This is a genomic window from Photobacterium makurazakiensis, assembly GCF_050336715.1.
Classification (GTDB): domain Bacteria; phylum Pseudomonadota; class Gammaproteobacteria; order Enterobacterales; family Vibrionaceae; genus Photobacterium; species Photobacterium makurazakiensis.
Map to the genome: position 1 here is coordinate 58,429 of NZ_JAKJSJ010000030.1, position 25,705 is coordinate 84,133.

A 25,705-nucleotide genomic window follows, 5' to 3' on the forward strand; every position below is an offset into this window, starting at 1 on the left:
TTAGGGTATTGCTGATATCGATTTAGAGGTGATACCAACCTGAAGAGAGCCAGCCAATTCAGGTTGGTACTCATACGCTTTAAGTGTTAATTAACGCTTTACTGGTTCTAGCTTCCAGATGTTATTGGCGTAATCACGGATACTACGGTCTGAACTGAATTTACTCATTAATGCAGTATTTAGGATGGCTTTTCGTGCCCAGGTTTTCTGGTCACGGTATTCCGCATCAATTTTTTCTTGTGTTTTCACGTAATCTGCAAAGTCAGCCAGTACTAGGTATGGGTCACCGCCGTCTAACAGGTTATGGCGAATAGCAGCCAACTGACCTGGTTGACCTGGGGTAAACTCATCCGTTTCCAATAAATCCATTGCCGCGCGCAGTAAGCTATCAGCATGGTAATAACGGTAAGGGTCGTAGCCCTCTTCTTTTAGTTTTTGTACTTCATCAACCAATAGGCCAAAGATGAAGATATTTTCATCACCCACTTCTTCACGCATCTCAACGTTCGCACCATCCATCGTACCGACAGTTAATGCACCGTTCATGGCGAACTTCATGTTACCCGTACCCGATGCTTCTTTACCTGCGGTAGAGATTTGCTCAGACACATCAGCGGCTGGGAATAAAATTTCAGCAAGACTTACGCGGTAATCAGGAATGAAGACAACTTTTAACTTGCCGCCTAGACGCGGGTCGTCATTAACCTTCTCAGCAACTTTATTAATTGCAAAGATAATGTCTTTTGCCAACGCATAGCCCGGCGCTGCTTTTGCACCAAAGAAGAATACACGTGGGTGCATGTCGAATGTTGGGTCGTTCAGAAGACGGTGGTAAAGCGCCAGAATATTAAGCAAGTTAAGGTGCTGACGCTTGTACTCGTGTAGGCGCTTGATTTGGATGTCAAAGATCGCATCAGTATCAAGTTCAATACCCATGTTTTCTTCAACCCAATCAGCCAAACGCTGTTTGTTCTCTTTCTTCACTGCCATGTAGCGTTTTTGGAACGCTGCATCGTCAGCAAATTTCTCTAGACCAGCAATTTTTTCAAGCTTCGCTGGCCAGTCATCGCCCACTTTCTCGCTGATTAGCGCAGAAAGACCTGGGTTACAGTATTTAATCCAACGGCGAGGCGTTACACCGTTTGTCACATTTTGAAGGCGACCTGGGAATAATTCATTAAACTCAGGGAACAGGTCGCGCTTAACCAACTCAGAGTGCAATGCTGCTACGCCGTTAACGGCATAAGTACTGACTACACACAAGTTAGCCATACGAACCATACGCTGTGGGCCTTCCTGAATAATTGAAAGCTTGCGCTTCACTTCATTGTTGCCTGGCCAAGTTGCCTCAACCTGCTTCATGAAGCGGTGGTTAATTTCAAAGATAATTTCCATATGACGTGGAAGCATTTGTTGAATAAGTGCTTCGCTCCACGTTTCTAGTGCCTCAGGCAGTAATGTGTGGTTCGTGTAGGCAAATGTCTTCGACGAAATAGCCCAAGCAGCGTCCCAACCTAATTTGTATTCATCGATAAGAATACGCAATAGTTCCGGAATCGCGATGGTTGGGTGAGTATCGTTTAGCTGAATAGTCTCAAGCTGAGATAGCGCTTCAATCTTGTTACCAGCAGCGAAGTGGCGGCGTAGAATATCGCCAATTGAACATGCACAATGGAAGTACTGCTGCATTAGGCGCAGTGCTTTACCTTGGTCATGATTATCATTTGGGTACAATACTTTTGTGACGTTACCCGCTTCTAAAGCTGGGTATTGTGCACCAACGTAATCCCCATCATTAAAACGAGCTAGGTTAAACGGTGCATTTGAACGACATTCCCAAAGACGTAATGGGTAAACGCTGTTGTTATCGTAACCAACGATTGGGAGATCCCAAGCGATACCTTCTACGCTCATCGCAGGAACCCAACGGCGACATTCAACACCATTTTCGTCTGCGTAAGCTTCAACATGACCGTAAAGGCTAACTTCTTGGGTTAATTCAGGGCGAATAACCTCCCAAGGGTAACCTTCAATACCACGCCATGCATCTGGTGCTTCAACCTGACGGCCATCTTCGAAAGACTGACGGAACAGACCATATTCATAGTGAAGACCGTAACCTACCGCAGGGTATTCTTGTGCCGCTAAAGAATCCATAAAACAAGCAGCTAGGCGCCCTAAACCACCATTACCCAATGCAGGGTCACGCTCTTCTTCAAGTAAGTCAGTTAGGCTCTGACCCATCTCTTCCATTGCTGATGACACATTTTCATACAGACCCATGCTAATCAGGTTATTCCCTGTTAGACGGCCAATTAAGAATTCAAGTGATAGGTAGTTAACACTACGGGCTTTTTCTTCAGCCAGTTTTTGCTCAGTCGCTAATAAACTACCTGTACTAATTTCTGCAAGGGCGCGGCCCATTGCCATATACCAGCTACGCGGTGACGCAGTTTCAGCTGTGTTTGCGTAAGTTGCAGTTAAGTGCTTCTCAACAGATGCTTTAAATGCAGCTTTATCAAATTGTTGTGCCTGACCATTTTTTGACATGGTTCAATCTCTCTCTAGGATTATTTCCAACTGGGGACTATGTTGCCTTTATTTATAGGCTAAAACATCCTCCCAACCAATGGGGGGTGAGGGAGGAGGAATAGGGGCGTAGCTACGCCTCTACACCCCTTTCTGTGACCACCTGCAAAAAATCGAGGTGTAGAACCATTCACAAACCGCGTCAAATGCAACATGATTCACACTTTAGGGATGTAATCTCATGTGCAATTAGAGGCTTAAATATTTATGAAAGATCTTATATATGTGATCGGGCTCATAAATATGGGGATGAGAGGGTAAGAATTGCTGATTTCAAGATTTTGAAATGTAAAGTTATGGAGCAGATCAAATGCTGTGTAATGATTTTCATGCAAGATAATCATTACTTGTTAGCATAATAGCTCTATTAAAAACGTGACGCCGACTAAGTGGCGGACGAATACAAACAACAGAGCAAAATCGACTAAACCTTACAATAAGATAGCTAGATTATGTGGATACCATCTAAACTGACTCGCCCAGCACGCCTTCATAACGCGATAATTCGTCCGCGATTGCTGGAAACTCTTGATCAGGCCCCTTTCTATCGCCTCGTGCTATTTCGCTCTCCGGCTGGTTTCGGTAAAACCACAATGGCAGCGCAATGGTTGAACGAACACTCGCATACGGGTTGGTTCAACATCGATGAGAATGACAACGACACATTCCGGTTTACCAATTACCTATTACAGTCGATAAACAAAGCCACAAACAATGCATGCCCTAAAACACAAGCAATGGCAGAACGGCGGCAGTTTGCCTGCTTATCGACGTTATTTAGTGAGCTTTTTAGTGAATTAAGCGAATATCACGAACAAACCTACCTCGTCTTAGATGACTATCATGTTATTAATAACGACGACATTCACGACGGTTTGCGCTTTTTCTTAAAAAACATGCCAGACAACATCACGCTTGTGGTGACCAGCCGAACATTGCCACCGCTCGGTACTGCAAACCTACGAATCCGAGATCTTCTTATCGAAGTTGATAACGATCGTCTCGCTTTCGACGAAGAAGAAACTGAGCGCTTCTTCAGCAAACGGGTTAATGAAAGCATAGAAACATCGGTACTGCGTAATCTTCACCAACAGGTTGAAGGTTGGCCTTCTGCATTACAGCTTATTGCACTTCACGCCCAGCAAAGACCAAACACGCTGGTTGAATCGGCAGAATCAATGGCTAACTTTAACCGTGGCCACTTATGGGATTATCTTGCTGAAGAAGTGTTCGACCAGCTTGATCGCGAGACACAGCAATTCCTATTACAGTGCTCCGTACTTGATATTTTCAATGCCCAGTTGGTGGCAGAGCTAACTGGCCGAAGTGACGCACTCGCCATGCTCGAGTCACTGAATCGCTTCGGTTTATTCTTAAACACATTAGAAGGTGACAACAACTGGTACCGTTTTCATAACTTGTTTGCCGAATTCCTTCGTCACCAACGTTACTCTCAAATCCCACAACAACGTGGGGAGCTTCATGCCCTAGCAGCGCGGGCATGGCTCAAGCAAGATTCACCGCAACAGGCATTACTTCATGCTCAAAAGTGTGAAAATGAAGCTCTGATCATTGAGATCTTGACTGATCACGGATGGGGAATGTACCACCATGGCGAAATCAAGTTGCTTGAAGATTGTCTGGCTTCACTCAAAAGTGAACAGTTAATTAGCCACCCTCGCTTGGGGTTACTACGCATGTGGCTTGCCCAAAGCCAACACCGATATAATGATGTCGGCGATATGATCACCGCCGCAGAAGAAGCGATGCTCTGTCGAGATATCGTATTAGATGATGCAATACAAGGTGAATTCAACGCACTTCGCGCGCAAGTCGCCATAAACCAAAGTAAGCCCGAAGAGGCGCTGACTTTATCAGAGCAAGCGCTTGGGCAACTGCCATCAACAACCTATCGTAGCCGTATTGTTGCAACATCCGTTGTGGGTGAAGTACACCACTGCTTAGGTAACCTAAGTCGCGCTCTACCAATGATGCAACAAACGGAGAAAATGGCGCGTCAATATCATGTTTATCATCAAGCGCTTTGGGCATTACTGCAACAAAGTGAAATATTACTTGCGCAAGGCTATGTGCAAACCGCTTTCGAAGTATTAGACCAAGCCTTCAAGCTCGTTAAAGAACAGCACTTACAACAAGTTCCTCTTCATGAGTTTCTACTTCGTTTACGTGCCCAAATACTCTGGTGCTGGAACCGCTTGGATGAAGCAGAAGAAGCGGCTTTAAAAAGCCTTGAAGTGCTTGCGCCATACGATGAAACTAAATCACTTCACGCATATTCCATGCTCGCGAGAATCGCGATTACTCGCGGTGAACAAGATAAATCGGCTCGCTACCTCGAACTGTGTAATAGCATGATGGATCGCTCCAGTTACCATATTGACTGGCGTGCAAATACCGATTTAGCCAACCTCCTTTTCTGGCAAAATACGGGGGATCTAGAGAATATCCAACAGTGGCTGGCTCAAGCCGAACAACCAGAGGCTGCTTGTAACCACTTCCAGCAATTACAATGGCGTAATATTGGTCGGGCTTGTATCAATATGGGTAATTATGAGCGTGCTGAAAGTATTTTTAATATGCTCGAAGAGAGTTGTGTGAAGCATAACTTGATCACAGACAAAAACCGAAATCTTGTGGTAAAAGCAATGTTAAGTAAGAAGCAAGGACACCGTGATGCGGCGCTTTCTGAGCTTCAAGAAGCATTGTCTCTTACTAATAGCACTGGCATGGTTGGTATTTTCTTATGTGATGGCAGTGAAATTTGTGACCTGATACAAGAGCTCGTTGACAATAAGTCGCTTAATGAACTTGAAATGCACCGCGCAAGACAGTTATTACGCGAAATGACCAGTAAAGAGCGTAACCGCTCTGTACACTTTGACGAGAGCTTTGTAGAAAAGCTACTGAATTTACCCGATATCCCGGAGCTTATCCGTACCAGCCCACTCACTCAACGTGAATGGCAAGTACTGGGGCTTATTTATACCGGTTATAGTAATGAACAAATTGCTTCTGAACTGGATGTGGCCTCGACAACAATCAAAACACACATTCGCAATTTGTACCAAAAGCTCAACATTGCTAATCGCCAACAAGCCATTGAAACGGCTGAAAACTTATTAAAACTTATGGGCTTCTAAATCAAGTAGCTCATCACTGGTTAAGGACGACCAATGATTGAATGGAGCAAAGATAGACTTTGGTATGTGGACATGCCGTTCAAGATGAACGGCATTCCCGTTGGTGCCAGAATGACTATTCTACGGTTGGATAATAATCAGCTCCTGATCCACTCCCCTATTCAACTCACCACCAAACTTCAACTAGCACTGAGTAAACTCGGTCAAGTTTACGCCATTGTCACACCTAATATGAATCACCATTTGTTCTTATCTGAATGGTGGCTTGCTTATCCCAATGCGTACTTTTTTGCCCCGCCAGGGCTACAAAACAAACGTACTGACCTAGTCTTTGATGATGCCCTTGGTGCTAGCAGCCCTGTGATCTGGCGTCACCAACTTTACCAGACCCTCTTACGTGGCAGTGATAAGATGGAAGAAGTCGTCTTTTGCGATCCTCAATCAAAAACACTGATTGTGGGTGACACATTAGCTTGGTTGAAACCGAGTTCTAACCCATTTACGTTTATCCTCGGGATGCTGAATGGATGCTATTTTAATCCTGCAATGCCTATTTATTGGCGCCTCACATTTGATGATAAAACGCGATTACGCCAATCTTTACAGGAAATTCTAACATGGCCTTTTGAACGTATTATTTTATCGCATGGGCAAGTAATTTCTCATAATGGTAAAGCATGTCTTCACCAAGCATTTAAATGGGCATTGAAGTAGTCAGGCTTTGCCCGCTCATTTTTTTGCTTAAAATCAATAAAATTTCTTTTTATTTTCAACCTATCACCAAGCGTGATCTCTTTCACATTCATAGTTATATTTAGGCGTATATTCATAGCCACAGAAAACAACTCAAGATAATGGTTATGACAGCATCAAAAGTCTATTTCAGAGATATTCTAGGGATCATTCTCGTTATCTCTGCAGCAATGGTTATGTTAGGTACAATCTTTAGCCTTTTAAGTGTATTAAATTACTACTCTCATGAAGAAGCTTACGCCAGCGCTTACATTCATGATGCTATCCCACTGTTTTTGTTCTTTATTCCATGTATCTTACTTGGGAAATACATTAACAGACCGCAATGGGTACATGATGTGGAAGCTTATTTACTAGAAAAATCAAAAGGGTGAAGTATCACCTTTTCCCATATGGAGAGTAATTAAACGGATTAACGTGAATATCATGACCTCCCCTTACTCTCCTCATTACTAACCATGACTCTCTAACTTATAACTTCAATCTCCAAACAATTCAGATAATCATTATATTCTTATCAAAATATGCGCTCAATTCTCTTTAATATGAATTGAATATGAATAGCTACCGTCATCAATAGTTCAAACTTGCCTAAGTATGATGGCTACATATTCAAACAAGAAGAGAAAAAATTATGACGCCTATCAGTATTGTTGTAATCACACTAAATGAAGAAAAACGTATCGGTCGTCTGCTAGATGATCTCAGTAAACAAAGCCACCAGCAATTTGAGGTGATTGTGGTCGACTCAAATAGCGAAGATAACACCTGTGAAGTAGCACGCGGTTTTGAACAGGCCCTTCCCTCACTCGTGATTCACAAGATGGAACAACGTGGAACAAGCTTAGGACGAAATACCGGTGCAGAACTCGCTAAACACGAAAGACTTTTGTTCCTAGATGCTGACGTACGTTTATCACCAACATTCTTAACCAATGCCCTACACCACCTACAGGCGAAAAAGCTTGAGGTTGCTGGCGTCTATATGGGTGCAGAAAACCTATCTTTGGGCTATAAAGCTGGCTACCTAGCCTTTAATGCAGGGTTATTCGCAACATCGTATTTCTTCCCTACAGCTGTTGGTGCCTGCATGTTTTCAACCAAACGCGTGCACAGCGAGATAGGCGGCTTCGATACAGAAATTACACTCTGTGAAGACTGTGATTATGCCAAACGAGCAGCACAAACATGGCGCTATCGAATTCTGCCAATCAGCTTTTGGTTTGATCCCCGCCGCCTAGAGCAAGATGGTTTATTCACCATGGGATGGACTTACTTCAAAGCCAATGTTCGACGTTTCCTCTTCGGTGAGATGCGTAAAAACGAAATAGACTACAAATTTGATCACTACAAGGATGCAAAATAAATTATGTCAGAGCATGCGTGGTGGTGGTTCTTCGGGGGGAGCCTATTAGACGCATTAATCGGCCCGAATTTAGTCGTCCCCGGCGAGCCTTTCCTACTCGCAGCAGGCTATCTTCTGGCAAGCGGTGCACTTTATGGTGTAATTGCTGTATTTATGGGGGGATTTATTGGCGATCAGCTTAGTTACTTCATTGGCTGCAAGTACGGCGGTCAAGGCCGCCGCTGGCTAGGAAGACGTATCAAGAAAACGCGTCGCCCTATCGCCAAAACACGGCTGATTTTAAAAAAACGTGGGCCTTGGTTTATTGCACTAGCACGACTACTTGGTCCAGTCGCATGGATTATGCCTTTCTTAGCCGGAAGTTATGCTGTCCCTTGGCACATATTCACTTTTTACTCTGCTATTGGCCTTGCCGCTGGCATTGGTCAATTTGTACTCATTGGCTTTCTCGTAGGAAAAGGCATCCATTTACTGCCAAGCTGGGATACTGTCTTATTATTCCTTCAAGAACATAGCGTGTTACTGATTGCCATTACACTCGCAACCATTGCTTGTGCCACCCTGTATCGGCTCGATGCCAGAAAAAAGTGGTTTAGCATGTCCGTTTGCTGGCTTATTTCTTTAGGTGCTGCAAATTACTACCATTTCTTCCACAGCAACGCATACAGCATTGAGTGGATATCATCAGCCAATGCTAGTGCTACGAATACAGAACAGCTCGTTTCTTTAGAAACTCTGGATTACAAAATCTATCCGGGTCTGGCTCCGGTCTATAAGCCACAGCCAATAAATGTTGTGATAATTGGTGAACACCCAAGCATTTTAATGGCAGAACAAGGCTGGATTGAAAACAAAACATTTTCAAAAGATGACCTTAACTTGAAGCAGTACCTTGCTTTAATGACTGATGAATTACCGCCTATTTCCGATCTTTATTGGGCTCAACAGCCACAACTACTCGCTTATCAACATAAAGGCGATATTGTACAGCGACGGCACATTCGATGGTGGTATGCAGGTAAAGAGCAATCAACAAGTAAAGAGATTTGGATGGGATCGGTGAGTTATGACAATGATCTAAAACTTGCTCACTACAAAGGTATGATCACTGTATTGCATGCCATTGACCCAGATATCGATCAAGAACGCGACAGAATTATAGAAGCGATAGATAACACTAAGTGGTCAGCCAGCTACCGACGTCTTGGTGACCCAAAAGCCTACTCAAAATCAAACCATTATTTTACTGATGGCCAAGTATTAGTGTTAGAAAAGCAGCCTTCCTAAACAACTATACCCAAACATCGTCGATGTTTGGGTATAAGTCTAAATTAAACCAATCTCTTGATTGTTATTTAGGACGGGCAAATACCTGTGTCCAATAGTAGCCATAACCTGAACCAGGGTTCTCAACCAGTGAAGCACCTAGCTCGGTGACATTCGCATTCATGATGTTGGTACAGTGGCCAGCACTATTCATCCAAGCCGTCATAACGGCATCAATGCTTTGTTGTCCAGCGGCAACGTTTTCTGCCCATGCATTAGCAGAATAGCCTGTATCGGCAATTCGCTGATCAGGTGAACTGCCGTCCGAGCCGGTGTGGCTCATGAAATTTGCATTTGCCATGTCACTCGAGTGACGATATGCCGCGGCTTCTAAATCGTAATCCCATTCCAATGCAGGTACTGCTGGCATGATAGTTCCACCACAGTTTTGTTGTTCCGAGCGCGCTAGATTCACAGCGTATAGCATTTGATCTGCAAACTCATCACTTGGTGGAGGCAAAACTACAGGGTTACCATCATCGTTGCCATCTGATCCATTATCACCGGAACCGCCATTATTTGAATTACCACCGCCATCAGAAACGTCGGAGCCGCTGTTGCCAGAGTTGGAGCCTGAATCTGAGCCGCCTGAACCACAGCCAGCCAATAATAATGAAGAAAGAAGAATTAATGGAACTACTCGCATGAGATACCTAACCGTTGAATACATTAGATATGTTTTACCCACCTATAAATAGGAAAAATTAAATTAAATATTTAACTGAATAAAACATGATTAATATTTTCGCTAATCGTCTGTCAGCGATTTCGTGAGTCACACTATACTGACTCTAGCCTTAACGCTTCAATATGCAACGGTTACTTTTTGTTCATCCTGACACAATCATAACAAGACGGATAATACCTAAACACACGAAAAGTCACATTAAGCCATTGATAAGTATAAACTATAAATATAACCCACTAAATTTATTCCATGCTCAATTATTCTAACGCCAAGATATGATTAATAAGACACCCATGACATTATCATGACTTTTAATTTAGTAATAAATATGTTTAAGACAAAAAATTTATTTTTGTTTTTTAACTTTTTTGCTTGATACTAAATTTTTAATATCGATATTTTACTATTTTATCCGATAATTTAATAATACCGTTAAATAAACCACACTGGCTATAAAGCACACATAAAAATGAGTCTCTTCGCCTCTAACTCAGATTTTATAATAATTTAAGACTCGATTTACCGCTGTGTGCCTCTCACTAGCTTCCTGTATGTGCCCTTTTAGCTCCGCTCCCTTCACCATTTACATCTCACAAATAATGCAACAGTGTGAGCTTGTAGTCGCTATTTAGTGATCGTAATCACCGTAATAAAAATGTAATATTTGTAAGCTTTAAGCGAATTTTCAACTATTTAAGAATCATAATGAAGAAAAATATTTTAGCCTCAACCATTATACTAGCGTTATGTGGCAACGCTTTTGCGTCTGAATCAGAGATGATAGATGTGACAATCCTGGGTACATCAGACATTCATGGTCACTTCATGCCATGGGACTATGCCAGTGACAAACTGAACATGCGCGGTAGCCTTAGCCAAATTGCAACAAAAGTTAAGGGGATCCGCCAAGATCAAGATAATGTCATCTTGGTCGATGCCGGTGATACGATTCAAGGTAACTTCGTTGAGACCTTTAAAGATGAACCTGTCGATCCGATGATGCTTGGCTTCAACGAGATGCAATATGACGTCTGGGTACTTGGTAACCACGAATTTGACTTTGGCCTTGATGTTTTAAATCGTTCCCTATCTCAGTTTTCAGGTACATCTTTAGCAGGGAATATTAAACGAGAAGACGGTAACCCATTTCTGCCTGCTTATAAGGTGATCGAAAAGCAAGGGATCAAAATCGGGATCATCGGTATGGATACCCCAATGACCCAAGTTTTTGCCGAGGGGACTAACCGTCTTGAAGGCATGACATTCACCAACCCTTCTCTTGAAGTTAAAAAAGTCATCAAACAGATTGATGATAAAGTTGATGCCATCGTTCTTGTTGCCCACATGGGACTGGACAATGAAAATAATATCGAAGCCACCGGCGTAACCGATATCGCCAATGATAACCCAGAAATTGATGCTATTGTTGCTGGCCACATGCATACCCGCATCGACAAAGCAGTTGTGAATGGCGTAATTATTACCGAACCAGATAAATACGGTAGAGCATTGTCACGCATTGACCTTCAATTTGAAGAAAATGATGGCAAGTTCACCCTTGTGAATAAAGACAGCTACACCTACAAAATAGATGGAATTGCTTCTAACGAAAAGATGGATGAGCTGTATGCGCCTTATCATAAGCGTTTACGCGAAAATGCGAATCGAGTTGTCGCTGAACTTACAGGCATCGATCTTGTTCCAGCGGATGAGGTTCGCGGTATTCCACAAGTTCATATCCAAGATACTGGTATCAGTACCCTATTCCAAGAAGCCAGCATGCATTATGCACCAAAGGCGAATGTTATAGCTCTACAGATCGACAATGACTACGCCAAGCTTGATGTTGGCAAGATTAAAGCAAAAGATATTGCCTATAACTACCAGTACGCTGGTGGTGAAATCACTGTCTACGAAATGACAGGTAAAGAGCTTAAGCAATATATGGAATGGTCTGCGGGCTATTTCAATAGTGTCAGTACTGGTGATGTCACATATAGTTTCAACCCTGTACGTCGAGCTTCAAAGTATTCAACCAATGACTTCTTTGCTGGCGTTACCTACACCATTGACTTAACAGAACCTGCGGGACAGCGCATTAAGCAACTTCAATTTGCTGATGGCAAGCAAATCACCAATACCACCCCTATCCGTATTGGTATGAACAGCTACCGTATGGGCCACTTAACAAAAGCAGGTGGTGTACTGGAAGGTCAAGCTTTCCCTGTTCTGTTTGATACAGAAGAAGAATACGGTGAAGAAGCAGGCACAATCCGTAACCTTGCAATCCGTTACTTAACTGAAGTTAAAGAAGGGAGCTATACAGGTAAGTCAATGAACCGCTGGGCGCTGTCAGGACTAGAAGGCTACGAGCAAGAGCGTGAAATCATTAAAAACCTGATCAATGAAGGGACGATTTCTGTACCGACAAGCGAAGATGGCCGCTATACCAACGTCGCTTCAATTAATGTCAAAGATCTGAAGTTCACTTCACCTGAACTGGCAAAAGCATACATTGCAAAGCAGCAAGCGCTGCTAAAAGCAACAGACGATGCACATGAACAAGAAGGTATCAAACGTAATATCATCATTGCGCAGTCTATTAACTAAGCCTTGCAACAACGTTTTATAGCTCCCGTCTCTGGGAGCTATTTTAAGCATTTTTCAAATTCAGTGATCAAGCAAGATCATCCTGAGTCACACTAACGCCTTTAATCTGAGCATAAACAAGATCACCTATTTGCAGATTTAGCTCATCGGCAGCCCATAACGTTATATTTGCCCATAATTGAGCTTCACCAACCCGTAATCGAACTTCTACCTTCTGTTGCTCATCAACAGCATGAATTTTATCGATTCGCGCAGAAATAACATTTCGAATACTAGTCTGCTGTGGCATCACTTTCGTTATCGACACATCGTTGGAGTGAATACGTACACGTACCCATTCGCCTCGGGTTCGATTAAGTTTGTTCACCCACAAGAACGAGTCATGATTCAGCATAACCTGTGTGAGTGCATACCGTGCATGATCGTAATTAACCCGTGCACTTAGCAAAGAGCTTTGCTCTTTTGCTGGTAACCACGGTCGCATTTCCGGCGCGCCCCAAACACTGTTTACATGACCTGAAACCACGACTTCACCTTGATTTATCATCACCATATGATCAGCCAAACGAAGGATCTCATCCAAACTATGTGTTACATAGACTATTGGGATCTTAACTTCTTTAGCCAGTTTCTCGAGATATGGCATAAGTTCTTGTTTTCGTGGTAAATCGAGCGAGGCAAGTGGCTCGTCCATCAATAACATATCGGGGTTAGACAGCAATGCCCGACCTATAGCGACCCGTTGCTTTTCACCGCCAGATAACGAAGCTGGGTAACGCTCCAGCAGCTGTACTATCCCTAACATTTCAACAATGGCGGTAAATTGCAGAGGATCTTCCACCTTACAGCCATAACGTAAATTCCCAGCGACGGTATAATGTGGGAATAGACGAGCATCTTGAAATACATAACCGATATTACGTTTTTCAGGTGGTAAATTGAGCCCGCGTTCGCTATTAAACAATTCATGCTCACCAATAGTAATCGCACCACTATCGGGCTTACTTAGCCCACTTAAAATATTGATTAGTGATGTTTTACCCGCACCTGAGCGACCAAATATTGCGGTAATGCCCTGCATCGGTAACTCTAGCTGCATATCCAGTTTCAGATCACCCAGTGTTTTTTTGACATTAATTGTGATCATTGAGCATTCAGCCTTTTGCGTGCCTTACGTGTTAACCATTCCGAAGCAAGTAATGAAGATAATGCAATCACAATTGCAATGACACAAAGACGGGCAGCTTGCTGCTCTGCACCTGGTGTTTGGATGAATGAAAACATTGCCAATGGAATAGTTTGAGTCTCACCGGGAATATTCGAAACAAAGGTGATAGTTGCACCAAACTCACCGAGTGCTCGGGCAAACGCTAAGATCGCGCCAGTTAAAATACCCGGTATCGTTAACGGTAAGGTAATAGTAAAGAAGACCTTGAGCGGACTTGCACCAAGCGTCCGGGCAGCTTGTTCTAATTTGCTATCAACACTTTCTAACGCCAATCGAATAGATCGTACCATCAATGGAAATGAAACAACGGCAACAGCAATAACTGCCCCACGCCAACTAAAACTGAATGTAAGACCAAACCATTCATATAAGGCTTTACCGATAACACCTTGTCGCCCGAGTAGAACCAATAGCAAATAGCCAATAACAACAGGAGGTAGCACCAGCGGTAAATGCACTAGCCCATCGAGTAACGACTTACCGATAAACTTTCCCCTTGCAAGTAACCATGCACAGGCGACACCAAGAGGTAAACTGACTAACACAGCAACACTGGATATTTTCAAACTCAGCAACAGTGCTTGAAGCTCGTATTCCGTCAACACTACTTCACGTCCCCAAAGCCATATTGCGCAAAAATGGCGGTGGCTTCATCTGATAATAAATAACTGTAGAAGCCTTGCACCTTACTATTTGATTTACCTTTAACAATAGCAACTGGGTACGAAATTGGAGTATGACTTTCTGATGGTAATTCAGAGACAATTTTCACATTTTTTGAAATCAGCGCATCGGTTTTATATACGACCCCTAACATGGCCTCTTGCCTTTCTACCAGCAAGAGCGCTGAACGCACATTGCTAGCACTTGCCATCAAACGCAGGGCTTGAGGCCAAAGACCGAAATATTGAAGCGATTCTTTAGTATATAGCCCGGCAGGTACATGGTTTGGGTCGCCGACAGCTAGCCGAGTACCTTGAAGTGCTTGCTCAATATCCCACGATGCCGAGACTGTTATTTTATCTTTCGGGTAGTCATTAGGGGCGACAACAACCAAACTATTTTGCAGTAATGCCTTACGGCTTTCAGGTTCAATTGCTTGTTGTTGTTCAACATAGTCCATCCATCTTTCATTTGCCGAGATGTAAATATCGGCAGGTGCACCTTGAGATATCTGGCGGGCTAGTGCTGAAGATGAAGCATACGAAATAGTTGTTTTAACGCCTGTTTTTTCTTTGTAGGTATCTGCAATTTCATTTAATGCATTAGTTAACGATGCTGCAGCAAAAACAGTTACGCGCTCACTAGCTTGAATGGTACTTGAAAAACAGAGTGCTCCAACTAGAGCTCCGTATGCCCACAATCGCTTCATTGTTATCGCCTTAGGTAAAAACAAACACCGTTATATACTAAAGTATATAACGGTTGATAGGAATACCTCATAAGGGAGAGTTTGATAAAATATGGGAGGTTGAACATTAGGTTACACAGTCACCATTAAGGCAAGTCTACTTCAGCAAAGAATATATTCACCCTATCAGTATTCGCAACCTGAACAAAAAAACGGTCTCAAACATGCGTGTGAGACCGTTAGTATTTATCATATTAAGTTTTTAAACTTAAGTTTTACCACTTAAATTATTACTTATATAAAGCTCGTTCAGAGTTCAAACCTTTTATCAGGCCTACACATATAACCAAAATGACAGCGGTAAAAGGTAAGCCTGTTGTCACAACACCCGCTTGCAAGGCTTGCAGCGATTCGGTACCGCCAAGCCAAAGCATTGTTGCAGCAATAGCACCTTGTACTACCGCCCAAAAAATACGCTGTGGTACCGGCGCATCAATCTTCCCACCCGACGTAATACTGTCGACCACAAGCGAAGCAGAGTCCGATGACGTAATAAAGAAGATTAATACTAATACAATCGACAATATGGACAAGGCATTACCATACGGGATGGCATCGAATACGTGGAATAATGATAAAGAAATATCAGTCAAACCATTCGTACCCAACTCACCTACCTTATTGATTACTTGATCGATAGCAATACCACCGAACGTCGCCATCCATACCAATGTCACTAAGGTTGGTACAAAGATCACGGCGCACAAGAATTCCCGTACAGTACGACCTTTAGAAATACGCGCAATGAACATACCAACAAATGGGGCTAATGAAATCCACCATGCAAAGTAGAATATTGTCCAACCCTGCATCCACGAAGCATCACCACGGTCATGCGGGTAACTAAGAGCAGCAAAATTCTCTGCATAAGCAACGAAAGTGTTTGGAATCGATATAACAATGACATCAAAACTAAAAATCAGCATAAAAGCTAATAGAGAAAATGCTAGTATCATATTGATATTACTCAATACTTTCACACCGCCATTAATGCCTCGAATAACCGATATAATTGCAATTAAGGTCACAAAAACAATAACCATCAGCTGCAGGCCAATGCCGCTTTCTATGCCAAATACGTGATTGATACCACCTGCAGCTTGCTGTGCACCAAGGCCAAGTGATGTGGCGAGGGAAAATAACGTTGCAAGTACTGCCATTATATCAATTATGTGACCAGCCCAGCCCCAAGTTCTATCACCAATAAGTGGATAAAATACCGAGCGGATTGATAATGGCAGTCCTTTATTAAAAGAAAAGAAAGCCAGAGCAAGACCCACAACACCGTAGACAGCCCAGCCATGGATGCCCCAGTTATAAACAGTAGCAGCCAGTGCTAATGATTTCGCTTCTTCCGTAAATGGCTCAACATTTAATGGGGTTCCCCACCAGTTAGTAAAGTAAGCCGTTGGTTCAGCTACTCCCCAAAACAATAAGCCAATACCCATACCTGCAGCAAATAACATCGTTACCCAAGACAACGTTGAGTGCTCAGTTTTTGCTTGCTTACCACCAATTCGGATTTTACCAAATGGCGATATAATCAACAGCATAGTAAAGAGAACAAAAAAGTTAGTTGACCACATAAAAAACACATCAAATTCAGCCATGATGCTGTTGCGAACGCTAGTTAATGTTTCGTTTGCGGTAGTGGAGTCAGCGAGGAGGAGTGCAGTGAGGAGGAGGAGAATGAGACCGGCGCTAATGCCGAACACAGGGTTATGTATATCGACGCCCCATTTTTGAATATTATCCTGACCAACTTGGTAATCAGTAGTTCTAATACTGTATTTATTTGTTGAACTACATGTGTTTGTGGAGCGTTGTTTATTTAACGTACTATCCATAACTAAGGTTTAAGAATACCCTGCAATACTTTTGATCGAAAAGTAAAAACGAAATGACCATCACATACAACTGAGGTGGACATAAATATATGTGCGGAGACTAACAATAATGGGATAAAAATTCAAATAAAGCTTGCTTTAATGCATTGGATAATTGTGAACAGTTGTGTATTGCTACGTGTATCGAATCGGTAAAAATTACCGACTCCTGATGTTATAAATGATCTTTAGCTGGTTTATTAAAAACCTATTGAACTCAAGACAATTGGGTATTCCAACAGATAACCTCCCCTAGCTAGCATGGTATACATTTAGCTTAATCACTCTCATACCCAGAGCTAAAGATTAAATTCTAACAGTGGACTTTACAGAATGGTGTACGTAAAATTAACGAGCAAACCATTACTTTCGGTGAAAAATGACAAAGTAGTGTTTTAATGTCCATATCTACCCAGAGGAAATAAGTAATGAAAGACAGCATAGGGCGCAATCAAATGTTCATTAACTTAGGTGCCGAAAAGCAGCCTGTACCTTGGATGTGGGGTATGAAAATCAAAGAAGCTTACATGCTTCAGATGCACATAAATGATCGCGTTACTGACGGTAATTCAATTTTGGTTCGTGTTCTTGGAACAAACAGAGAGCGTACTAAGGCCGATGGCACCAAAAACCTTGGACTCAGCAAACGAATAGAACATGTGGAAGCGATTAAACAAGGTGCTAAGGGTTATTGCTTCTTAGATGAGCACGAAAATGGTAAAACGAAAAAAGTATTTTCAGACCTTGTATTCGAAATCGGTGGTTTCGTAGAGCGTGAAACGGGGCTATATGCCGTGTTAACAAGCATTCTCACTCCTAACGAATTTGTGGCAATAAATAGATAAACCTTAATCTACCTCCCCCTTATGCTGAACTGTAGAAGAAATCTATGCACTTATTCATCGTATTCCTAATCGTTGCAGCTATATCGACTTGGTGGCTAGCCGAAGTCGTGCACATTAAGAACATCAAGATGAGGCTATTTGTATGGTGTTCGTTTCTTGCACCACTCGTCGCGTTTTGGTTCAACCCTGCTTGGGCCATCACTCTTGCTGCCTTCTGGTTTATATTCGTTCTCTTAGCAGCAATACGTACACTCGATAGTGAGCAGAAACGCTGGGAATCAATTAAACCCATCTGCGATCATTGTGGGAAAGTTTACGCTAATAAAAAGCACATATCGTGTTCAAACTGGTCTATGTATACCTACACAGAAACAGGTGAACCAAGCCATCTACATTGCTATCAGTGTGAAGTTAAACATTACACTTAACGAGGGTGCCATACATAGCACCCTCATTAGGTTTACTTTGGTAAAACGATAGCAGTAAAGCGGGATCATTCACTCTGGTTTTCATCTTGGCCAAGACCAAGAAACTTAAGCCCTAAGCTCAGTAATAGAATAGACACAGGCAAGATCAATACATTCCAACTTAAGTTATTAAAGTTAATTAATACCAATTCCAAAAATTTCACAAACAAAATAACAATGATCACTTCGGCAAGAATATTCTTTAAATGACCGATGTTTGGGGTCTTGATCCACTTCAACACTTCTGTTGTTTGGTCTTCCCCTGCACTTTTATTCCAGATAAACAGTGTAAAAATACCGTGGGCAAAAATAAATAACACCAAAGCAACAAGGAAGGTATCAAGTGATTTAATCAAGTAACTAATCGCAATATCTGCAGTATCAAGATGTGCAAGTTCAGCCGGCGGCATAGCGTTAAAAATAAACACATCAAAGGCTGAATAAGCTTTATACGCGCCAATGATGATCAGTAGCATTGAACCAAGCATCGAACACAAAATAGCAATCCAGCTGATGTAGCGGAAATAGTTAAATACCTTCTTTTTCATTATTATTCCTCTGGCTAAAACGACTACACCGTCCATTGTAGAGACTAGTGCAACAGGCGATGGCTGTCACAATTGGCCTGTAATATTGGTATATCTATTTGATAACCACCATTATACTTGTTACCTGTAAAATGATAATAATGAGAATATAAAATCAATATTACACATGAGTAATAATAGGCGCTTCTATACCACGCTATGGCAGAAGCACTAGCTTACCAACGAATTTTTTCGCCATGAAATCTTGCTGTGCAAACTGAATGTTTTTAAGCAAATACTCTTTTGATACCAAAGGCTGAATTTCACCACGCTCAATATAACTAATAAGGTTTGTAAACACCGATTTGGGCTGGAAAGTGCAACCGAAGAATGTAAGATCTTTTAAATATAATGTTCTTACGTCTAACTCTACCATTGGCCCTGCAATCGCCCCTGCTACGCTATATCTCCCACCACGACGTAGTACGGTCAGTAGCTTTCCCCATTCACTGCCAGCCACAAGATCGATCACAACATCGACGCTTTCATCACCTAATACCGTAAGTAAATTTTGCTCACGACTAATGACTTCATCAGCACCTATCGCAAGAATTTGCTCACGCTTGCTATCGCTACAAATGGCAATGACTTTTGCACCACGTCGCTTCGCCAACTGTATTGCGGCAGATCCAACGCCACCCGACGCGCCTGTAATCAGCACTGTGTCGCTTGCTGCAACGTTAGCGCGTTCAATCATGCCTTCTGCAGTAGAATACGAACAAGGGAATGATGCTAATTCACTATCGGTTAATTTACTTTCAACCGCGAATGCCTCTCTTGATAACGCTTTTGTATATTCAGCAAAACTACCATTGCACTCTGAGCCAAATGTTTGGCAAATATAATCTGCACTTTCACCAACTTGCTGAATCGATCTGACCAGTACTCGCTCACCAATGCGCTTTTGGTCAACATTTGCACCAACAGCAACAATAACACCGCAACAATCAGCGCCTTGGATTAATGGAAAATTAAGGGCATCGCCCGACCAGCTCGCATCAGAATCATTAACACCTTCAAAACCATTCAGTGCCCCCGTATCAGTCTGTTCCGATACAGATTTGGAATACCAGCCAATGCGAGTATTGATATCGGTATTATTCACAGCAGCTGCGCCAACCTTGATCACGACCTCGTCTTGCGCTGGGGTTGGAACAACAAGATCAGTACGATATTCCAGCTTATCAAGACCACCGTGACCCGTCAGTACTACACCCGACATACTCTTCGGTAAGGCCTGTTTGTTTTGTTCCATATAATGTCCTCAAAAATTTCAAGTTACGCTCTATTTATCATGGTAAAAAATAACTACAATTCAGCCAAACGAATAATAGTGAACTATCAATTCACTTTTTCTAAATCATGAATTTTTTGGTGATCGTATGGAAGTATCAGAAAAGGCCTTAAAGAAAGATCGCTTATTAGATCTTGAGCTATTACGTACCTTTGCCGTAGTGGCTGAAACCGGCGAACTCAAAAAAGCAGCTGATGTTATTTGTCGGTCACAAGCCGCTGTCAGTATGCAAATAAAAAAGCTGGAAGATATGGTTGGAAGCTCATTGATGGAGAGAAATAATCGCGGTATTCAGTTAACTGAAGTCGGCAAAACCTTACTCGCCTATAGCGAACAGTTTCTTCAACTTAATAATCTAGCATTGTCTGCACTCAATGAAGACACGATAGCTGGGCACTTCAACTTCGGTGTACCCACCGATTATACCCAGTGTTTTCTAACGTATTTCATGCCACTACTACGCAAAGAGATACCCAATTTAGAGGCGACGATAACTTGTGCTAGAAGCCGTGAACTCAGAAAAAAAGTGGCCACTGGCGAACTTGATATCGCCATTGTTTCAGGTGAGGCTGAATATGAAAATGAATTAACGTTATGGAGTGAAAGGCTCTTTTGGGTCGCAGCCAATCACCACAACTTGGATCAACTAGCCAGTTTACCGATTGCGATATACCAGGATAACTGCATATTAAGCGACTTATGTGAGCAAGGATTACAACAAGCTCATTTTACCTATCACAAGGTATTAACCAGTACATTACTTGAAAACATTGTTACAGCAGTAAATACCGGTTATGCCATTGCACTGTTACCAGAGTCGCTTATTAATACTGATCTTGTCAGCCCTTTGCCATCTTCCCTCATTGAAAGCACGCAAACCCTCACCATTAATATGATCCACTCCCCTCACCTTGAAGACCAAACCATTGAAAAAGTTGCCCAATGCTTTCAGCTAGCAGGTCGTAAACAAAACTATCGATAACAGTTTTAACTTAAGCGCATAAAAAAGGCGCCTGGAAGAGCGCCAAAATGTTGCACAATAAATTAGATAAAATCAGTGAATAATTTGCTGTAGAAAGGCCTGAGTTCGGTCATATTGAGGGTTATTGAAAAAGGTCTCAGGGTCGTTTTGTTCAATAATTTCACCAGCATCCATAAAGATAACTCGATCCGCAACTTCACGCGCAAAGCCCATCTCGTGAGTTACACATATCATAGTCATCCCTCCATCCGCTAACTCCACCATCACATCTAATACTTCACGAACCATTTCAGGATCAAGCGCCGATGTTGGCTCATCAAACAGCATGATTTGTGGCTGCATGGTTAATGAGCGAGCAATGGCGACTCGTTGTTGCTGGCCACCCGAGAGTTGCCCTGGGTACTTATGGGCTTGATCCGCAATACGAACTCGCTTCAGATATTCCATAGCCAATTCATCGGCTTCATGTTGGGGCATATTCTTAACCCACACAGCGGATAATGTGCAGTTTTCAAGTACTGTCAAATGCGGGAATAGATTGAAGTGCTGAAAACACATTCCCACCTCACGCCGCACAAGTTCGATATTCTTTAAATCATCATTAAGCTCAGTGCCTGCAACAAGGATCTGACCTTTCTGGTGGTTTTCGAGATGATTAATACAGCGGATCATAGTTGACTTACCCGAGCCTGATGGCCCGCAGACAACAATCTTTTCGCCTTTTTTTACCTCTAGGTTTATGTCTTTTAGTACGTGGAATTCACCATACCACTTATTCACTTTTTGTAATTGGATGATCGTGTCTTCCGCCAGTGATTTATAAACTGTTTTCGTATACATGTTTACTTCCTTGTACCAAATTAATGCTTGTGTTCCGTACTCAATTTCCCTTCGAGGTGAATGCTATATCTCGACATAGCGAAGCACATACTCCAAAAAATCAACGCGGCAAAAACAAAACTCTCTGTTGAAAAACCTAACCAAGCCGGATCACTATTTGCTGATTGAGCAATACCCAGTACATCAAACATACCTATGATCAGCACCAAACTGGTGTCTTTCAGTAAAGCAATAAAGGTGTTAACAATTGAAGGGATACTGACTTTTAATGCCTGCGGTAAAATCACCAAGCGCATAGATTTCCAATAGGATAACCCTAACGCTTCCGCAGCTTCATATTGTCCTTTCGGTACCGATTGCAAACCACCCCGAATCGCCTCAGCCATATAAGCCGCATTGAATAGGACGACACCAATCAATGCACGGACCAACTTGTCGATTTCGGTTCCCCCAGCTAAAAACAGTGGCAACATCACCGACGCCATAAATAACACGGTTATAAGTGGTACGCCTCGCCAAAATTCGATATATACCGTACTTAAGCTACGTACAATGGGCATATTCGAACGACGTCCTAACGCCAACACAACGCCAACGGGTAAAGAAACGACAATGCCTGTAATGGCGATAACGAGAGTGATAAGTAACCCACCCCACATATGGGTTTCGACCACAGGCAGCCCTAGCACACCACCATATAAAACCACTGTTGAAATAATTGGAAAGCCGATTAGTGTGAATGCCAACAGCTTCTTTTTAATTGAAATATTGCCAGCCACTAAACCAATTATCGTCGCTGCGATCATCACCATAAATGCGATTGGTCGCCACAATTGATCTGCTGGGTAAAAGCCAAACAAAAACTGTTCGAAACGAGCTTGAACAAACACCCAGCAAGCCCCATCACGGGTGCAATCATCACGCGTTGCGCCAATCCAGTCAGCATCAAGTAACGCCCATTGAATTAAGCTCGCCATCGCAATAAAGCTTATGCCAACCACAATACCGGTGATCAGGGTATTCAGGGCCGAAGAAAAAAGATTTGATCGTAACCAAGCCGATATGCCCGTTAGTTTCGCGGGTGGCGTTTCTGGTGGTGCAAAATAGTAAGTTTTCATTTTTATCTCTCCACCAGAGCCATTTTACGATTAAACAAATTCATCAATAATGACGTCAATAAACTAAATGTCAGATAGACGGCCATTGTCATGGAAATGATCTCAATCGCCTGACCCGTTTGGTTCAGGGTTGTTCCTGCAAAAACCGACACTAAGTCTGGATAACCAATAGCCATAGCAAGAGATGAATTTTTCACTAGATTCAAATACTGACTAGTCAGTGGTGGGATAATGACCCGCATTGCCTGTGGAATAACAACCAGTTTCAACGTCAACCCAGGCCTTAGCCCCAATGCACTAGCAGCTTCAGTTTGCCCCTTGCTAACAGAGGTAATACCTGAGCGGACAATTTCTGCTATAAATGCTGCAGTATAAATACTCAGTGCAATTAACAAGGCAAACAACTCTGGCATCACGTCAATACCACCTTGGAAATTGAATCCCTTTAGTACTGGATACTCGATACCGATAGGTTTACCCAAGATGAAAAACGCTAATAATGGGATCACCGTTATCAATATCAATGTATATCGCCAAGCAGGTAGTGAATGTCCTGTTTCTCTCTGTTTCTTACGGCTTATCCAGTGCACAAACATAGATAGCGATAGCGCCAAAATGAATGCTATACCAACTAACCAGCCCTTTTCACCCGGTACTAATGCAGGGAAGAATAGTCCTCGTACATTAAGAAATATTGCATCTCCGATAGAGAGGCTATTTCTTGGTGATGGCATTGCTTGTAAAACGACGGTATACCAAAATAAAATTTGTAGCAGTAGAGGAAGATTACGAAACGTCTCTATATATACAGCTGCTGCTCGACTTAATATCCAGTTTTTTGATAATTTCGCTATTCCAACAAGAAACCCAAGCAACGTTGCAAAAGCAATCCCCAATGCCGCCACAAGCGCTGTATTTAATAAACCCACAATGAAAGTTGCCCCATAAGTATGGGTTTCATCGTAAGATATAAGAGACATGCCAATACCAAAGCCTGCCGTTTGATTTAGAAAATCGAATCCTGTAGAAATACCTCGTAGTGCTAAATTATCAAGCGCGTTATTAATTACTGTAAAAACAAACAACCCAACGCCCAGTAATAATAAACTTTGAAAGAATATTGCGCGTACCGTTGGGTTATAAATAATACTCTTTAACGATTTCTTCGGCGTAGCTGAATTAACCTCATGGCCTTGGCTACTCTTCCCCAATTTCTTTTCGTGGTTGAGTTCACTATCTTGAACCAAGTGTGATTCTAGCTCTATATTACTCATCGACATTTATGCACCTATACTACTAATCTATTTCTTTGCGCATGAAAAAGGCAGATACCAACGATCCAGTCTCGCTGGTACCCACCTAGCCAGCCGGCCAATTAATTAACGTACAGGGGGCGCATACATAATGCCGCCGTCATTCCACAAGGCATTCAAACCACGAGCTATTTTTAATGGTGAACCAGTGCCAACGGTACGTTCGAAACTATCACCATAGTTACCAACTTGCTTAATAACTTGATATGACCAATCGTCAACTAGATCCAAGCCTTGGCCTTTAGGCCCTTCAATACCTAGCAGGCGACGTACATTTGGATCTGTCGATGTTTTCTTATCTTCGATATTACTCTGGTTAATACCATACTCTTCAGCATTAACCATCACGCTCAGCGTCCATTTTGTAATGTTGAACCACTGATCATCACCTTGTGCAACGGCAGGGCCTAGCGGCTCTTTCGAAATCACCTCAGGAAGTACGACAGCTGACGTTGGATCAGATAACTTAATACGAAGTGAATATAGCTGAGATTGGTCAGAAGTCAGGACATCGCAGCGGCCAGCTTCAAACCCTTTCACGGTTTGATCCGACGAATCAAAAACGACTGGCTTAAATTTCATGCCATTAACTCGAAAATAGTCCGCAAGGTTAAGCTCAGTTGTTGTTCCTGATTGAATACAAACTGACGCGCCATCCAACTCCTTTGCTGAACTAATACCTAAGTCTTTATTCGCCATAAAGCCTTGGCCGTCATAATAATTTACACCAACAAAGTTGATTCCTAGCGCGGCATCTCGCTGCAATGTCCATGTTGTATTACGTGAAAGGATATCAATTTCACCTGACTGGAGAGCCGTGAATCGCTCTTTTGCTGTAAGTGGAACAAATTGCACCTTATTGGCATCTTTAAGCACGGCTGCCGCAACAGCACGGCAGTACTCAACATCAATGCCTTCCCAATTACCCTTTGAGTCAGTACTTGAAAAACCTGGTAAGCCAGTACTTACACCACATTTAAGCATACCTGCACTTTTCACTTTATCTAACGTAGAGCCCGTTGAAGCTGGGGCTGCATTAACACTCCCCACCATCACAAACGCTGAAGCCAACAACGACACTGAAAAGCCTTTTACTACTTTTTTCATACTGGACATCCTGTCTACCATTAAAAATAAGATTGCTTACGAAGCAAGTTAATACATCTTTTCTTCGCTCTCTTTCCTTTAATTGCAACCTCGATGCCAGCTTTATTCTTTATTCACGAAACAGAATATTATTT

The 25,705-nt window shown here is 42.4% G+C and carries 20 protein-coding genes and 1 pseudogene; 9 read left to right on the top strand and 12 right to left on the bottom strand.

Annotation, left to right across the window (positions count from 1 at the left end; genetic code table 11):
- Positions 1-90: 90 nt before the first annotated feature.
- The gene (locus L4D09_RS14595; RefSeq protein ID WP_428458250.1) at positions 91-2,550 is read right to left on the bottom strand and encodes a glycogen/starch/alpha-glucan phosphorylase; all 2,460 of its coding nucleotides are present in this window, start codon (positions 2,548-2,550) and stop codon (positions 91-93) included.
- A gap of 491 nt (positions 2,551-3,041) precedes the next feature.
- On the opposite strand from L4D09_RS14595, the gene malT reads away from it, so the two are divergent.
- From malT to L4D09_RS14620, 5 genes are all read left to right on the top strand, one after another.
- Positions 3,042-5,750, top strand: coding sequence for an HTH-type transcriptional regulator MalT (gene malT / locus L4D09_RS14600; protein ID WP_428458251.1), 2,709 nt, complete (start codon positions 3,042-3,044; stop codon positions 5,748-5,750).
- 33 nt (positions 5,751-5,783) lie between these two features.
- Entirely contained in the window at positions 5,784-6,464 is a 681-nt protein-coding gene (locus tag L4D09_RS14605; protein WP_428458252.1) for a DUF4336 domain-containing protein, read from the top strand.
- 146 nt (positions 6,465-6,610) lie between these two features.
- Complete coding sequence (locus L4D09_RS14610; RefSeq protein WP_428458253.1) at positions 6,611-6,877, top strand: D-fructose-6-phosphate amidotransferase; 267 nt, start codon at positions 6,611-6,613, stop codon at positions 6,875-6,877.
- Positions 6,878-7,137: 260 nt separating this feature from the next.
- Positions 7,138-7,869: a glycosyltransferase gene (locus L4D09_RS14615; RefSeq protein ID WP_428458254.1), complete on the top strand. Its 732-nt coding sequence runs from the start codon at positions 7,138-7,140 to the stop codon at positions 7,867-7,869.
- A 3-nt stretch (positions 7,870-7,872) separates the two neighbouring features.
- Positions 7,873-9,156: an LssY C-terminal domain-containing protein gene (locus L4D09_RS14620; protein ID WP_428458255.1), complete on the top strand. Its 1,284-nt coding sequence runs from the start codon at positions 7,873-7,875 to the stop codon at positions 9,154-9,156.
- Positions 9,157-9,220: 64 nt separating this feature from the next.
- Here L4D09_RS14620 and L4D09_RS14625 read toward each other — a convergent pair whose 3' ends face one another.
- Positions 9,221-9,841, bottom strand: a complete 621-nt coding sequence (locus L4D09_RS14625; RefSeq protein WP_428458256.1) for a CAP domain-containing protein — start codon at positions 9,839-9,841, stop codon at positions 9,221-9,223.
- Between the two features lie 747 nt (positions 9,842-10,588).
- Between L4D09_RS14625 and L4D09_RS14630 the strand changes: the two genes are divergently transcribed.
- Positions 10,589-12,493 (top strand): bifunctional metallophosphatase/5'-nucleotidase, encoded by a 1,905-nt coding sequence (locus L4D09_RS14630; RefSeq protein ID WP_428458257.1) that lies wholly within the window; start codon positions 10,589-10,591, stop codon positions 12,491-12,493.
- 67 nt (positions 12,494-12,560) lie between these two features.
- On the opposite strand, the gene modC is transcribed toward L4D09_RS14630, so the two are convergent.
- The 4 genes from modC to L4D09_RS14650 all read right to left on the bottom strand — a co-directional run bounded on the left by modC (position 12,561) and on the right by L4D09_RS14650 (position 16,979).
- Positions 12,561-13,640: a molybdenum ABC transporter ATP-binding protein ModC gene (gene modC / locus L4D09_RS14635; RefSeq protein ID WP_428458258.1), complete on the bottom strand. Its 1,080-nt coding sequence runs from the start codon at positions 13,638-13,640 to the stop codon at positions 12,561-12,563.
- Entirely contained in the window at positions 13,637-14,326 is a 690-nt protein-coding gene (gene modB / locus L4D09_RS14640; RefSeq protein ID WP_428458259.1) for a molybdate ABC transporter permease subunit, read from the bottom strand. Before modB ends, modC begins: the two co-directional genes overlap by 4 nt.
- Entirely contained in the window at positions 14,326-15,093 is a 768-nt protein-coding gene (gene modA, locus L4D09_RS14645) for a molybdate ABC transporter substrate-binding protein (RefSeq protein ID WP_428458260.1), read from the bottom strand. Before modA ends, modB begins: the two co-directional genes overlap by 1 nt.
- Before the next feature lie 269 nt (positions 15,094-15,362).
- Positions 15,363-16,979 (bottom strand): BCCT family transporter, encoded by a 1,617-nt coding sequence (locus tag L4D09_RS14650; protein WP_428458261.1) that lies wholly within the window; start codon positions 16,977-16,979, stop codon positions 15,363-15,365.
- Between the two features lie 467 nt (positions 16,980-17,446).
- Between L4D09_RS14650 and L4D09_RS14655 the strand changes: the two genes are divergently transcribed.
- Positions 17,447-17,863 carry a hypothetical protein gene (locus tag L4D09_RS14655; RefSeq protein ID WP_428458262.1) on the top strand — a complete coding sequence of 139 codons (417 nt, stop codon included), beginning with the start codon at positions 17,447-17,449 and terminating at the stop codon, positions 17,861-17,863.
- A 44-nt stretch (positions 17,864-17,907) separates the two neighbouring features.
- A complete protein-coding gene (locus tag L4D09_RS14660) occupies positions 17,908-18,291 on the top strand; it encodes a hypothetical protein (RefSeq protein ID WP_428458263.1) in 384 nt (127 codons plus the stop codon).
- A 65-nt stretch (positions 18,292-18,356) separates the two neighbouring features.
- Here the strand turns inward: L4D09_RS14660 and L4D09_RS14665 are convergent, their stop codons facing one another.
- Both L4D09_RS14665 and L4D09_RS14670 read right to left on the bottom strand, forming a co-directional pair.
- Positions 18,357-18,878, bottom strand: a complete 522-nt coding sequence (locus L4D09_RS14665; protein ID WP_428458264.1) for a YqhA family protein — start codon at positions 18,876-18,878, stop codon at positions 18,357-18,359.
- 196 nt (positions 18,879-19,074) lie between these two features.
- A complete protein-coding gene (locus L4D09_RS14670) occupies positions 19,075-20,172 on the bottom strand; it encodes an alcohol dehydrogenase family protein (RefSeq protein ID WP_428458265.1) in 1,098 nt (365 codons plus the stop codon).
- Positions 20,173-20,299: 127 nt separating this feature from the next.
- Between L4D09_RS14670 and L4D09_RS14675 the strand changes: the two genes are divergently transcribed.
- Positions 20,300-21,193 (top strand): LysR family transcriptional regulator, encoded by an 894-nt coding sequence (locus tag L4D09_RS14675; RefSeq protein WP_428458266.1) that lies wholly within the window; start codon positions 20,300-20,302, stop codon positions 21,191-21,193.
- Between the two features lie 72 nt (positions 21,194-21,265).
- Here L4D09_RS14675 and L4D09_RS14680 read toward each other — a convergent pair whose 3' ends face one another.
- The 4 genes and pseudogenes from L4D09_RS14680 to L4D09_RS14695 all read right to left on the bottom strand — a co-directional run bounded on the left by L4D09_RS14680 (position 21,266) and on the right by L4D09_RS14695 (position 25,571).
- Complete coding sequence (locus tag L4D09_RS14680; protein ID WP_428458267.1) at positions 21,266-22,033, bottom strand: amino acid ABC transporter ATP-binding protein; 768 nt, start codon at positions 22,031-22,033, stop codon at positions 21,266-21,268.
- A 20-nt stretch (positions 22,034-22,053) separates the two neighbouring features.
- Positions 22,054-22,740 (bottom strand): annotated as a pseudogene (locus L4D09_RS14685) (amino acid ABC transporter permease); the annotation flags it as partial.
- Between the two features lie 413 nt (positions 22,741-23,153).
- Positions 23,154-24,431 carry an amino acid ABC transporter permease gene (locus tag L4D09_RS14690; protein WP_428458268.1) on the bottom strand — a complete coding sequence of 426 codons (1,278 nt, stop codon included), beginning with the start codon at positions 24,429-24,431 and terminating at the stop codon, positions 23,154-23,156.
- A 99-nt stretch (positions 24,432-24,530) separates the two neighbouring features.
- Positions 24,531-25,571, bottom strand: a complete 1,041-nt coding sequence (locus L4D09_RS14695; protein WP_428458269.1) for an amino acid ABC transporter substrate-binding protein — start codon at positions 25,569-25,571, stop codon at positions 24,531-24,533.
- Positions 25,572-25,705: the final 134 nt, after the last annotated feature.